Raw genomic sequence first — 13,684 nt, 5'->3', positions numbered from 1 at the left:
GGTAAAAAGATGTTAGAGAAAGATAAACTCGAGAGTGAAGTTAATACTCAGTGGAATATAGCTGAGGCAGGGAATATTTATGGTGTTAACCAGTGGGGCAATGGTTATTTCGATATAGATTCACAGGGTAATGTTGTCGTAAAAAATCCTAGTGATGAAGAGGCAGATGCTGTTCCCTTGATGCAAATTATAGAGGGTATGCGGGACCGCGATTTACACATGCCTGTTTTACTGCGTGTCGAGAATATTCTTGATAAAAGTATTAGCTCACTTAATGAAACTTTCCGTCAGATAATCGAAAAACTGGATTACCAGAATAAATACCAAGGTGTTTATCCAATTAAAGTAAACCAGCAGGCCCAAATTGTCGATGAAGTAGCTCAATTTGGTTCTCGCTATCAACATGGATTTGAAGTTGGTAGTAAAGCTGAAATGATTGCAGCTTTATCCACCATCGAAGAACTTGATAGCCTAATTATTTGTAATGGCTATAAGGACCAAGAATTTATAGAATTGGGGTTAGAGGCAACAAAACTTGGATTGAAATGTATCTTTGTTATTGAAACCTTAACCGAATTGCCGATTATTGTAGAGCGAAGTCAAGCGTTAGATATTTTCCCTCATATTGGCGTGCGCGTTAAAATGACGACTCAAGTGAGTGGGCATTGGAGTGCTACCAGTGGTGAGAGAAGTGTATTCGGACTGTCATCAAGCCAACTTATACATGTGGTTGATTACTTAAAAGAGCATCAAATGCTCAATTGCCTTGAGTTACTACATTGCCATTTGGGCTCTCAGATTCCGAATATCCGTGATATCCGCGGTGGTGTACTAGAAGCCTGTCGCTATTACTCCGATTTATGTAAAGAGGGCGCGGCATTAAAGTATATTGATTTAGGTGGTGGTTTAGCAGTTGACTACACCGGTAGACAGTCAAGTACCGGGCAAAGCCGCAATTATTCACTTGAGGAATACTGCGAAGATATTATTGATACAATTAAGAGTACATTAGATAGCAAGAACTTACCCCACCCGATAATTGTTACGGAGTCTGGTCGTGCTACTGTAGCCTACACATCAATTTTGCTCTTTAATATCCTTGATGTTGTAAGTTTCGACTCAGAAGAGCTAAAAGAAGCTGAGGAAGATGAGCATCAATTGCTTCAAAATATGCGTGAAATTCTGACTTATTTGAAGCCTCAAAGATTGCAAGAGTGCTTCAATGATGCGCAGTTTTATCGGGACGAAGTTCGCGAATTATTCAAGCGTGGCCAAATAGATCTTCGTGTTCGTTCTGTATCAGAGACAATTTATTACAATGTTTTGCATCGTATAAAAGAGACTCTTTCAGAAATGGAGCGAATACCTGAAGATCTGGAAGGCTTGGCAGATTCATTAGCTGATATCTATTATGGTAATTTTAGTTTATTTCAGTCCTTACCTGATAGCTGGGCTATTGATCAGTTATTTCCTGTTATGCCTATTCATCGACTAAATGAGGCTCCAAGTCGGCGTGCTATCTTGGCCGACATTACCTGTGATTGTGATGGAAAAATTGAGCGATTCGTAGTCAACCAGGAAGTCGAAAAAACCTTACCTCTGCATTCAATAAAGCACGGCGAGGAGTATTATCTCGGTGTTTTCCTAGTGGGCGCTTATCAGGAAACTCTGGGTGATCTGCATAATTTATTTGGTGATACGAATGTTGTCAGTGTGAGACTGAATTCAGATGCCAGCTTTGAGTTTGTGAAAGAGGTTCATGGGGATACTATTGAGGATGTTTTAAGCTATGTCGAGTATCAGCCGCATGAAGTAAAGACGCGTTTTCGTAATAAGGTTGAAGCGGCTGTTCGCAGTGGGCGTATTAGCGCTCGTGAACGTCAGCAAATAATTAAGACCTTCAATGCAAGTATGCAAGGTTATACCTATTATGAAAGAGATTAGAATAGAGTAGAAAGCAGTGAGAGACTTGACCTGTTTAAATCTTTAGCTGTATATGTGAAAGGTTAAATCTAAGTATGTCGACGATGCCAGATCTTCGATCTGGCTAAAATATTTAAGCCCTACTCTGTGAAGCTAGCTCCCAGCCACGTTAATAAATTCCTTATTTTTATATAGTTATGATGTTAGCACCTATCCTGATTTAGTGTTTTAGGTTTATATTGGTTAATTTAGCGTCAGCTAATTTTCTGTAGTGATAGTATTATACACTTATATAGAATCTATTCTTCTTTGTGGCTATTGCAGACAGGGCTGTCCCATATAAATCAGTCTAAATGGTGGCTGTAATTATCTTGTCCAAGGTTTCATTATCCCAGCCAGCCTTTTTCCGAAGCCTTTTAATGCTCATGTCTTTTTTAAAGCTGGGCTTTGCCGCTTGCAACTGATTGAGTGCCGAATGCCTCAAGATCGCCATGTTTTCTGGTGCATTTCCTGATCTGAAGCGACTATCATCCTCACGAAAAACCACATCTAAAATCCAGTGTAACGAGTTTTCAACACCCCAGTGAGAGCGAATAATATGATTAAGTTCTGCTGAGCACGGCTCTAAACTACTGATATAGTAGCGCGTTTCGCAACTAGTTCGCCCATCTACAGTTCGCTTCGCCTGGACTGCGATAACACTTCTTAGACCGTGCCATTGCTCTTTACCTCCGAGCCAATCAATACTGTTAGTAGAGAGACATTTTCTGGATTCTATTCGGCCTCGGCTCACCTCTTCCACACAATCAGTATCGACATCCTTGTGGTACTGCATATCGAACAAATTATTAAAATGCGTGGTAATTTGCTGGTGCAGTTTGTCCTGATTGCCCTTCACAGCAATCACATAATCGCCGCCTCGTTCGATAATTTTCTGGGTGATCGTTTTCTGGCAGCCCATGGCGTCAAGCGTAATAATCGCACCATTAAGATCAAGAACCTCCAGTAACTTCGGTATGGCCGTAATCTCATTCGACTTTTCTTCTACTTTTTGCTGAGCAAGGACAAGTCGCGCCTCGGACGCAAAAGCACTCACCATATGTATAGGAGATCGCTTGCTGGCCTGATCGAAGCTGCGCCTTAGCGCCTTGCCATCGATCGCAATTACGTTACCGAGTTCTTGCTGAATACCTTGGACCCACTGCAGAAAGCAGCGCTTAAATTGTTCGGGGTCTAAGCTTGAAATAACACGGCTAAAAGTGTTTTTTGAGGGTATTCCGCTATTTAGCGGGGTGAATCGTTTTAGGTAATCTATTTTAGATTCTGCGAAATCGACAAAATCTCTACAGCTTTCAGCACCACAAATAACACCGCAAAACATGATAAGTAAAATATCGGGCAGGGCGTGCAGCTTGTGCCGATCAACTCGAGGATCTTCCATGTCGTCAAAGTGATGTAAAAGGCTTACGCTATCCATTTTGTCTGAAAAACACTCTATTTATCAAAAAAGATAGCTATTCTAGGTCTATTTTGTTCGTTTTTACACCGATTTATATGGGACAGCCCTGCTATTGCAGAGCTCTGAATATACTTGCTTTTAAATTTTAGTGTGCCTGTAGTTGAAATATTACCTCTCTGTAATAGTTGTTAAGAGTTTTGATCTTTCTTGTTTCTTTGTCTGATTGTTACTTGCATTTTTTATTGCGTAAAAAGTAACGAGAAGTAAAATATTAAATTTTACGCCATTTAGTAAGGAAGCTAGGTTTAGCTAATATTCATAAGGATTATGAATATGATTTTCTGATATTATCTGGTCACAACATAAGATGTTCTATCTTTTAAAGAATAGGGATGTGGACTTGAGGATCATAAATAAGATCACTTTGGGTTATATTGCACTGGCTCTGCTTCCGATCAGTTTTTCACATAGCAGTGAAACTCAGATTGAAACTATCGTTGTGACTGCGGGTAGATATGAACAGGATATTTCACAGCGGGTGGAGAGTATTTCTGTTCTAGATAATGATGTACTCAGAAAAAGTGGTAATACCCATATTCAACAAAGCCTGGTGAGTGTACCTGGAGCAAACCTAGCAAGAGGGAATGGACAGGAATACCTGCCAGCCCTACGTTCCCCAGTACTGACTGGTGCGGGAGCCTGTGGTGGTTTGTTGACAGCAGAGGATGGGATTCCACTGAGAGCAAATGGATTTTGTAATATCAATGAGCTATTTGAATCCTTCAGCGAGACAGCTCGGCATGTCGAAGTTGTTAGAGGGCCTGCTGGTACCCTCTATGGCTCTAATGCAATGCATGGATTGATCAATGTTATCAGCCGCGATCCTGTAGAAGGAGAGAATGGATCTCTCAACATTGAAGCGGGGCCCCACGATTACTATCGACTGGGTGTATCAGCAGATCGTCGCCACAGTAGTGAAGGTGATGTGATCAGTGCAGATTTGTATTTGATGACTGATGGAGGATATAGGGATCAGTCAGGATTGGACCAGCAAAAGGCTAGCATCCAGTATACCCACCAGGTCGGTGATAGCAGAGTTCGAACTCGTCTAGTAGCGACAAGCTTAAATCAGGAGACGGCTGGTTACCTCGAGGGTGACGGAGTTTACCGCAATCGTCGATTGAGTCGTACCAACCCTAATCCAGAGGCGTTTCGAGATGCCAATTCTCTCAGATTTTACTCTCTGATTGATATACCTGTGAATCAAACTAGTCAATTACATTTGGCTCCTTACCTCCGTAAAACTGACATGCGTTTTCTGCAGCATTATTTACCGGGGCAACCAATGGAGGAAAATGGCCAGGAGAGTGTTGGGATAAGAAGCGGTTATTATCTGGAACTGGGTGAAAAGCTTAATCTGCTAACCGGTATAGATACTGAATTAAGTAAAGGATATCTCCTGGAAGCCCAAGAGAGTGTTACCGAGGGCTCTGAATTTCTGCAGGCAACCATACCAGAGGGAAAGCACTACGATTATGAAGTCGTAGCCTGGAATATCGCCCCCTATGCATCGGCAACCTGGAAGGTTAATGATCAATTAGAAGTCACTGGTGGAGTCAGGATTGAATCTGCACACTATGACTACGACAATCAAATGCTTCCCGGGCGCACAGGTGAAAATGGATTACCCTGTGACTTTGGAGGCTGTCGGTTTAGCCGGCCAAATGACCGAAAAGATAGCTTTAACAATATATCCCCCAAGTTGGGAGCGCTATTATGGTTAAGTAATGAACTACAACTCTTTACTCAATTGGCCCAGGGTTATCGTGTACCCCAAGCGACAGAGTTATATCGATTACAGCGAGAGCAGACGGTAGCAGAGCTGGATCCAGAGGAAATTAATAGCTTTGAAGTAGGGCTGAGGAAAATAGGCGACTCTTTGTCATATGAGTGGGTGGCTTATACGATGAAAAAGGAGAATGTAATATTTCGTGATGCTGACTATTTTAACCAGTCCAATGGCAAAACCCGGCACTGGGGAGTTGAGTTGGCTGTAGATTATGAATTCACTGAAAGCTTACGGCTAGAGGTGAGTACCAGCTATGCAGAACATCGCTATGCAGATCAAAGGGAGTTGCAAGGTGTAGAACTGGATGGAAATCTTGTAGATTCTGCGCCAAAGACCTTTGGTAGTTATCGACTTCACTGGTCCCCGAATTCTTTGGTATCAGCGGAGCTTGAATGGTTACATCAGGGTAGCTATTTTACAGATCCTCAAAATGCTTATCGGTATCCAGGACATGACTTACTGAACCTCCATTTGGCCTGGCAGTGGAAACAATATGAAATTTCTACTCGAATACTGAATATTACCGATAAAGCCTATGCTGAGCGCGCGGATTACAGTAGTTTTAGTGGTAGCCGCTATTTCCCCGGAGAGCCTCGCTCAATTTACTTCGGAATTAATTTTGATTGGTAATGTAGAAAGGGCTTGCTTTTAATTTTCAGGTTTCATTTGAGCATCACGAATCAAAGCTGCCATCCGATAAAAACCATGAGCCATTTTGGTGTAGGGCGTAAGTAAAAAAAATGCGAGAACTGCACCCAAGTGTAAATCCAATAGTAGGGGTAGTGCAGCTGTTCCCCCCAGGGCAAATAGTAATAGACCGCTGAGAGCGATAAATAACAGTAGGCCAACAAACCCCATCTCCCCGCTCCAAACCCTTGCTGAGCCAAGTTCTGGATCAGCCTTGAGCTTTAGCTGAATAAGCTTGCTACACCCCACTAATATGAGTAATCCACCGGGGATACCAAGTAATTTGGGTACAGAAAAAATCGAGTATGGCCCTGGCATGTTCAGAAAGTAATACATTACTGTGCCCGAACAGGTGGCTGCAAAGCACAATAAAAAGCCGTATAGAACAGCTTGGTGTGCGTATCGTCGCTGGTTGCTGAATCGGTCTTCCTCTTCGAAGTTACATCCATCTCCGTGGCCCCCGGATAGATTCTTTAGTTTTCCTGCTGAAATTAATGCACTTCTAAATTGACCCCAGGTAATTTTTTCCCCGCCGACTTTCCTCCAGTAGCGACGTAAACTTATCCCCAGGCTAAACAGCGGATAAAGAAAGGCCGGTAAAAAAATACTGGTCATAGTGGCGTGAGAAACAATTGCGTAGAAGCCCTCACCACCACTGGGTTTCAATACTCTTATTACATAAAAGATGATGGCAAATCCGATGATAGTAGCCAGGGCGATCAGACTGCCGCGTTTTTGGAACATTCTAGCAATACCTCCCGGCCAGGCAAAAGTTTCCCAGCTTTTCTGTCGCGCTTCGGCCATGACTTGGGGAATATTAATATTGAATTCGTGGGGATCGGTATACTGGCAGGCGTAGTAACAACCTCGGCAGTTGTGGCAGAGATTGGCCAACTGGGTGATGGTTCCCTCTGAGAAAGAGCGGTGTAGTTGAAGTGCTGGAAAAACGGCGCAGTAGCCCTCGCAATAGCGACAGGCATTACAGATTTCTGCTTGCCGCCGTGCCTCTTCCAAATTATCCATTTGCATAGTTAGCGGCTTCCCTTCCAGCAATACGCCCAAAAACGGTGCCGATCATCATACCCAACCCAGCCAAATATCCCTGACTAAGGATTGACCCGGCCATGGTTTCCCCTGCAGCCCACAAGTTTTTTACCGGCCCTGTGGCAGTGCTGCACTGGGCATTCTCATCAATCTTGAGCGCCAGATAAGTGAAGGTAACCCCGGTGCGCAAGCTATAGCAGTAAAATGGTGGCTCGCTGATGGGGCGGGCCCAATTAGTTTTTTCTGGTGTCAGGCCGGTAGTGGCGACACTATCCAGCTCGGTGGGGTGAAAAGCGTCACTACTGCCACAAGCAGCATTGAAGGTTGCTATGGTATCGATCAGTTTTTCAGAGGGTAAACCGGTTTTTTCCGCGAGTTCCTCCAAGGTATTCGCCTCGGTAGGAGGGAATGCTGACGGCATAAACATTTTTAAAGACTTGGAGTCGATAATTGCAAAAGCCACCTGGTCTGGCTGTTGTGCGACAAGGCGGCCCCAGATGGCATAGCGTTTGGGCCAAATATCTTCTCCCTCGTCATAAAAGCGCTGGGCATCCTTGTTAACGACGATGGAAAAGGGGACACAATCCAGGCGGGTTACTATGCCCCCATCAAACTTCGGCGCTCGCCCGTCAATTGCCACTGCATGGCACTGGGTGGGATCTCCGACGGACTGCACGCCTTGCTCCAGTAAATCTTCCAAGACCACACCCCGGTTATAAGGTGTTCCGCGTATCAGGAAATTTTCAGCAGCTGGGCCCCAGGCTTTTTCCAACCACTCAAGATTGGCTTCGAATCCGCCGGAGGCTGCTACAACTGACCTGGGTTCAATTTGGTATTGCTGTCCCTCGTAAACATAGTCGACACGAGTAATATGATTGCCCTCTAGCTGCAGGTGCTTAACGTGTGCCCGATACAGCACATCAACACCTAATTTGCCTGCAGTTCGGTAATAGGCGTTAACCAGGGACTTACCGCCGCCAAGGAAAAAAGCATTTGTGCGCGTGAGGGATAGTGTGCCGGACAGAGGCGGCTGGAAATGAACGCCGTGCTTTTGCATCCAGGGAAGCGCTTTTTCTGATGAGCGTATAACCAGCCGAGCTAACTGCTCATTGGTTTTACCCCCGGTAACTTTTAGCAGGTCTTCATAGTACTCGTCTTCACTGTAATCACCTTCCAGTGGACCCAGGGGGCCTCGGTGCATACAGCGTATATCCCTGGTGTGGCGGGAATTGCCGCCTCGATAGGGCTTGGGGGCAGTTTCCAGGATAATCACCTTGGCCCCAAGTTCGGCAGCAGTTATAGCTGCGCACAGAGCGGCATTGCCACCCCCAATTACGGCGAGGTCGTAGTGAGTGTTCACCGATAGAAAACCCTTTTGCAATGGATCAGTGTTCCATTGCAAAAGGTAGGTGAAAATTGAGAATAAATAGGCGGGCAGGCAATCCCTGCCGCAAAAAATCGTTAGCTGGTGGCGGGTTGTTCAGCTTGCTGCATGTCGATGTGAACAGATACAGAGGCCTGGCTTTCCAGCCAGTTGTCCATGCGCTCTTCAAGAATATTCAGTGGCAGTGCTCCAGATCCCAACAGAGCGTCATGGAAACTGCGAATGTCGAAATTGCTATCCAGGGTTTCCTCCGCCTCTTTGCGCAGCTCTTTAATTTTGAGCTGCCCTAGCTTGTAGGCCAGGGCCTGGCCGGGCCAAATTAAGTAGCGGTCTATCTCGACGGTTACATCGTGGAGCGGTTTGGCGCTGTTTTCCATAAAGTATTCGATCGCTTCCTCGCGGCTCCAGCCCAGCTGATGCATACCGGTGTCCACAACCAAACGCACTGCACGCCACATATCGTAAGAGAGTGCACCGAATTCGCTGTAGGGGTTTTTATACAGGCCCAGGTCGTAACCGAGACTTTCGGAGTAAAGGCCCCAACCCTCTACAAATGCGGTATAGAGAGCCATACGGCGCAGTGGGTGAATATCAGTTTGCTCTTGTGCCAAGGCAATTTGCAGGTGGTGACCCGGCATCGCCTCGTGCACTGTGAGCGCCTCCATTTCCCATTTTGGGCGGCTGGGCAGGTTGTAGGTATTGGCAAAGAAGATACCTGCACGGCCAGCTTCGTTGGAGCCGGGCAGATAATAAGCTGTGGTTTGGGATTGTTCTGAATAACTGGGTATAGGTTTCACGCCATAGGGCAGGCGTGGCAAGGTGCCGAACAGAGCGGGCAGCTCTGCATCAATGCGCTTGGCAATATCGCGGTAATCCCGCAGTAACCCCTCCCGGCTGGTGTGGTAAAAGCGCGGGTCGGTACGCAGAAACTCGGTGAATGCTTTGAAGTCTCCCTGGAAGCCTGTCTTCTGGATAACTCTATCCATCTCCCCGCGAATTCGCTTCACTTCCGCAAGCCCAATGCGGTGGATCTCCTCGGGGCTGAGGTCGGTGGTGGTATTCTCTTCCACTTTATGGGCGTACCAGCGCAGACCATCAGGGCGGCTGGTTAAAGCGGTATCTATCTGGGCCTCGGGAATATATTTGCGCTCAACAAATTCAGCCATACCCTGCCAGGCCGGTACCAGTTGTTTGCTGTAAATGGCATAGGCGCGTTGCTGCAGGCTTTTCCGCTTAGTTGCTGGAATGGCCTCAGGCATTTGATTAAATGCTGTCAGCAATGGGCTGTGCTCCGGCGCGGCAGGTACCAGTGCGCGTATTTGACGCGGTAGGTCGCGCAGGGTGATTTGTGGTGGCGTGACTCCTTTGCGCAGACCCCGGCGCATCAGCCCCTGGGTTTGTTCAATCAGGATTGGCAACCTTTCCAGACGGCTGATTATCGTCTCATAATCGGTTGCAGTGCGCTTGGGCATGCTGTTGATTACTTCCGGTATACTGCGTTGGATGCCGCTCATATGGGTAAGCGGTTGCAGGTGGTCCGGGAACTGGAAGCCTTTCACTTCTCCCAACAAGTCCTGGTAGAGCAGCTGGTAATCCAATTGTTGTTCGGCTGGCAGATCGCTTTGATCGATATTACGTGCAGCCCCTAAAAGGATTCTGGTCTGCTTTTGACGCAGTTCCACAGACTTAAGAGAGTTATCCACCCAGCGATGATTTTGCCCGGGATAGCCCTCGTAGGTTGCCTGGCTGGGATAACTCTCCATGATCCAGCGATAGCGCAAATCCTGCAGGGCGGTGAGTCGCTCGGAGGCGCTGCGCTCAGGAAGGGATTTGTAAGCTTTTCGGAAGGTGTCCTGGTCCATCGCTGAGGCATTGAGGCTTACAACAAGTCCCAGGGATGTAAATAGGGCTTTTCTGATAAACGACATAATCCCCTCAAGTGAAAAAGTGTGGCCCAAATAGTGGCCGGATTTAGTCAATGGGTGGTTTGTTACCACTGCCGGCAATTTATTGCCGGGCATTCGAAGAGCAGCCAGCCGCATTAGCTGGCTGCCAAAGGCGGGCTGGGTCAGTTGGCTGCCGCTGTGCGACTGCCAAACTCCTGGTGATTGATCAGTTGCAAGCGCCTGCGAATTTGTTCCTCAATACCGGAGGCATTGAGGCCGATGGCCGCCAGCAGGTCTTTGTGCTTGCCGTGCTCAATAATTTGATCTGGTAGCCCCAGTTGCAGCACCGGTACCGACCGCGCAGTGCTATTGAGGTATTCGAGTACGGCACTGCCAGCACCACCAGCAATGGTGTTCTCTTCGATGGTAACTAAGAGTTGGTGACTCTCGGCAAGTTCATCGATCAGTGTCTCGTCCAGGGGTTTTACCCAGCGCATATCGGCTACGGAGGCCCCCAGCTGCTCTGCCGCGGCCATAGCGGGGCCGAGTAAGGTTCCGAAGCTGAGGATGGCTACACCACTGCCCTGGCGCAACAGGCGCCCCCTGCCGATCGGTAGCTCTGTCATTTCCTTGTTGATGGCGGTACCCATACCGGTTCCGCGCGGATAGCGCACAGCAGTGGGGCCGTTGTGTTTGTAGGCGGTATAGAGCAGCTGGCGGCATTCGTTTTCGTCACTGGGCGCGGCGATAGCCAGGTAGGGCAGGCAGCGCATAAATGTGAGGTCAAAACTACCCGCGTGCGTGGGGCCGTCTTCGCCCACCAGGCCGGCGCGGTCGATGGCGAAAGTGACATCCAGGTTTTGGATTGCCACATCGTGCACCATTTGGTCGTAGCCGCGCTGTAAAAATGTCGAATAAATAGCAACTACCGGCTTCTGGTCTTCACAGGCGAGGCCCGCAGCGAGAGTGACGGCGTGCTGTTCGGCAATGGCTACGTCGTGGAAGCGGTCCGGGAAGCGCTTGGAGAACTCCACCATACCGGAGCCCTCACACATGGCCGGGGTAATAGCGACCAGGCGCTCGTCCTGTTCTGCGGCATCGCACAGCCACTGGCCAAAAATATCCTGGTACTTGGGCAGTTTCTTCTTGCCGGGTACGGCCACTTGCACCTTGGCTTCCGGCTCCAGCTTGTTCAGCGCGTGGTAGCCCACCGGGTCTTCTTCAGCAGGGCCGAAGCCTTTGCCCTTGGTGGTGGCAATATGCAGGAGTTGCGGGCCCGGCTGGCTGCGCAAGTTGCGCAGGGTGTGTACCAGGTCGTGCATGTTGTGGCCATCCAGGGGGCCTACGTAGTTAAAACCCAGTTCTTCGAACAGGGTGCCCGGCGTGATCATGCCTTTGACGTGCTCTTCGGTTCGTCGCGCCAATTGCCAGGCTTTGGGGATGGCAGACAGTATCTTACGGCTGCCCTCGCGCATGTTCAGGTAGGTTTTACTGGCCAGGATTTTGGCGAAATAGGTAGCCAGGCCGCCGACATTTTTTGAGATAGACATACTGTTGTCATTGAGAACAACCAACATGTCCTTGCCGGTATGTGAGGCGTGGTTCAGGGCTTCGAAAGCCATTCCCGCCGTCATGGCGCCATCGCCAATCACCGCCACTACCTTGCGATCGTCAGGGGAGCCCAGGGCCATACCCAGGGCGGCGCTGATCGAAGTGCTGGAGTGACCGACACCAAAGGTATCGTAGGGGCTCTCGCTGCGTTTGGGGAAGCCGGACAGGCCCCCTTGCTGGCGCATGGACAGCATCTGCTCGCGGCGACCGGTGAGGATTTTATGGGGGTAGGTCTGGTGGCCCACATCCCAAACCAGCCGGTCCTCCGGGGTATTGAATATGTAATGCAGGGCGATGGTCAGTTCCACCACACCGAGACCGGCACCAAAGTGCCCGCCGGTCTGGCCGACACAATACAGCAGGTACTCGCGCAATTGGCTGGCGAGTTCCGGCAATTGGCGTTCATCGAGGGCGCGCAGCTGCGCCGGGTCGTCGATCGAGTCGAGAAGCGGTGTCTGCGGGCGTGTGCGTGGAATTTCTTCGAGCATCAAATGTATCAGTTGCAACAGATGGTGATATTGAGGGGGATTGTATGCCCGTGGCGGGCATATTGCATCCCAAACCCCACAGGCAAGGCTGTGACTTAGTGTCCGCGCTGCACGATATAGTCTGCGAGCTGCTGCAGTAGCAGGGTATCGCCATCGAGACTTTGCAGTGCCTGGGAGGCCTGGGCGTGCAGTTTTGCCAGCTTGTCCCGGGCGCCGTCGACGCCGAGCAGAGAGACATAAGTGGGTTTGTTGCGCAGGGCATCGGCGCCCTGGGTTTTGCCCAGAACCGCGGTTTCAGCAGTGATATCGAGAATATCGTCCTGAACCTGAAATGCCAGGCCAATAGCTTGGGCGTAGCCGGTAATAACCTCCAGCTCCCTCTCGCTGGCACCCCCCAGCAGTGCGCCCATACGTGCGCTGGCACAAATCAGAGCCCCGGTCTTCAGGCGGTGCATGGGCTCCAGCTGATCCAGGGTCAGGGTTTGGTCAACGGAGTCCAGGTCGATAGCCTGGCCGGCGACCATACCTCGGGCCCCCGCCGCAGTGGCGAGCTCACGCATTAACTGTAACTGCAATTGAGGCGCGAGCGGTTCTGCGAGAAGCAACTCGAAAGCCTGGGTTTGCAGTGCGTCGCCGGCGAGAATGGCTGTGGCTTCGTCAAAGGCGATATGACAGGTGGGGCGACCTCGACGAAGGTCGTCGTCATCCATTGCCGGCAGGTCGTCATGGACCAGGGAGTAGGCGTGAATGCACTCCAGGGCTGCCGCTGTGCTATCGCAATAGGCCAGGTCAAAATCGACACCCCGAAAAACCTGCGCACAAGCGTAGACGAGAGCGGGGCGCAGGCGTTTGCCGGGGCCCAGTGCGGCATAGAGCATTGCTTCGAACAGCTTTTCTGAGCCGTCGATCGGGGTGTTGAGCGCCTGCTGGATTCGGCTTTCGACGCGTGTGGAGGAGGCCTGTAGAAAGGCTTTCAGCTCCTCTGGCAGGTTTGCGGAACTCACTTAAATTGGGTCCCCGGAGTTGTCGTCGGCATCAAAGGGGAGCTCGCGGATATTGCCGCTCTCTTCAATTAACAGCTTCACTTTCTGCTCGGCTTTGGCGAGCTTCTGTTGGCACTCCCGGGTGAGTTTCACTCCCTTTTCGAAATCAGCGAGAGCCTCCTCCAATGGGAGATCTCCGCCTTCGAGTCGCTCAACCAGCTGTTCCAACGCCTCGAGACTCTCTTCAAAAGTTGCTGTTTTTTTCTTTGCCGCCATAGCATCGCCTCTTAATTGCGGGGCAACCTTAGCGGCTGGCGCTGCGGGGGTCAATTCCATGGCCCCCTCATCCGGGAGCTTCTTCTCAGTGTCG

The 13,684-nt window shown here is 49.3% G+C and carries 9 protein-coding genes; 2 read left to right on the top strand and 7 right to left on the bottom strand.

The window, feature by feature from the left end:
- Nucleotides 1-9 precede the first annotated feature (9 nt).
- Entirely contained in the window at nt 10-1,944 is a 1,935-nt protein-coding gene (gene speA / locus ACJJI8_RS02890; protein ID WP_444934210.1) for a biosynthetic arginine decarboxylase, read from the top strand.
- A 328-nt stretch (nt 1,945-2,272) separates the two neighbouring features.
- Here speA and ACJJI8_RS02885 read toward each other — a convergent pair whose 3' ends face one another.
- Nucleotides 2,273-3,400, bottom strand: a complete 1,128-nt coding sequence (locus ACJJI8_RS02885) for an ISAs1 family transposase (protein WP_444932648.1) — start codon at nt 3,398-3,400, stop codon at nt 2,273-2,275.
- A 382-nt stretch (nt 3,401-3,782) separates the two neighbouring features.
- On the opposite strand from ACJJI8_RS02885, the gene ACJJI8_RS02880 reads away from it, so the two are divergent.
- On the top strand, nt 3,783-5,861 hold the full coding sequence (locus ACJJI8_RS02880) for a TonB-dependent receptor (RefSeq protein WP_444934209.1): 2,079 nt from the start codon (nt 3,783-3,785) through the stop codon (nt 5,859-5,861).
- An 18-nt stretch (nt 5,862-5,879) separates the two neighbouring features.
- Here the strand turns inward: ACJJI8_RS02880 and tcuB are convergent, their stop codons facing one another.
- From tcuB to ACJJI8_RS02850, 6 genes are all read right to left on the bottom strand, one after another.
- A complete protein-coding gene (gene tcuB / locus ACJJI8_RS02875; RefSeq protein WP_444925948.1) occupies nt 5,880-6,947 on the bottom strand; it encodes a tricarballylate utilization 4Fe-4S protein TcuB in 1,068 nt (355 codons plus the stop codon).
- Nucleotides 6,934-8,322 (bottom strand): FAD-dependent tricarballylate dehydrogenase TcuA, encoded by a 1,389-nt coding sequence (tcuA, locus tag ACJJI8_RS02870; RefSeq protein ID WP_444934208.1) that lies wholly within the window; start codon nt 8,320-8,322, stop codon nt 6,934-6,936. Before tcuA ends, tcuB begins: the two co-directional genes overlap by 14 nt.
- 101 nt (nt 8,323-8,423) lie before the next feature.
- A complete protein-coding gene (locus ACJJI8_RS02865; RefSeq protein WP_444934207.1) occupies nt 8,424-10,274 on the bottom strand; it encodes a DUF885 domain-containing protein in 1,851 nt (616 codons plus the stop codon).
- Nucleotides 10,275-10,414: 140 nt separating this feature from the next.
- Complete coding sequence (gene dxs, locus ACJJI8_RS02860) at nt 10,415-12,331, bottom strand: 1-deoxy-D-xylulose-5-phosphate synthase (protein ID WP_444934206.1); 1,917 nt, start codon at nt 12,329-12,331, stop codon at nt 10,415-10,417.
- A 95-nt stretch (nt 12,332-12,426) separates the two neighbouring features.
- Complete coding sequence (locus ACJJI8_RS02855; RefSeq protein ID WP_444935137.1) at nt 12,427-13,320, bottom strand: polyprenyl synthetase family protein; 894 nt, start codon at nt 13,318-13,320, stop codon at nt 12,427-12,429.
- Nucleotides 13,321-13,335: 15 nt separating this feature from the next.
- Nucleotides 13,336-13,650 (bottom strand): exodeoxyribonuclease VII small subunit, encoded by a 315-nt coding sequence (locus ACJJI8_RS02850; RefSeq protein WP_444934205.1) that lies wholly within the window; start codon nt 13,648-13,650, stop codon nt 13,336-13,338.
- Nucleotides 13,651-13,684: the final 34 nt, after the last annotated feature.

The sequence above is a fragment of the Microbulbifer maximicatervae (SeqCode) genome (genome assembly GCF_052467695.1).
The sequence above is the reverse complement of the archived record's forward strand: the minus strand, read 5'-3'. Positions and strand labels throughout refer to the sequence as shown.

What these genes read in the sequence shown, in the direction of transcription:
- ACJJI8_RS02850 (WP_444934205.1), bottom strand. Translation starts at nt 13,650, where the DNA reads ATGGAATTGACCCCCGCAGCGCCAGCCGCTAAGGTTGCCCCGCAATTA.
- speA (WP_444934210.1), top strand. Translation starts at nt 10, where the DNA reads ATGTTAGAGAAAGATAAACTCGAGAGTGAAGTTAATACTCAGTGGAAT.
- tcuB (WP_444925948.1), bottom strand. Translation starts at nt 6,947, where the DNA reads ATGCAAATGGATAATTTGGAAGAGGCACGGCGGCAAGCAGAAATCTGT.
- ACJJI8_RS02885 (WP_444932648.1), bottom strand. Translation starts at nt 3,400, where the DNA reads ATGGATAGCGTAAGCCTTTTACATCACTTTGACGACATGGAAGATCCT.
- dxs (WP_444934206.1), bottom strand. Translation starts at nt 12,331, where the DNA reads ATGCTCGAAGAAATTCCACGCACACGCCCGCAGACACCGCTTCTCGAC.
- ACJJI8_RS02865 (WP_444934207.1), bottom strand. Translation starts at nt 10,274, where the DNA reads ATGTCGTTTATCAGAAAAGCCCTATTTACATCCCTGGGACTTGTTGTA.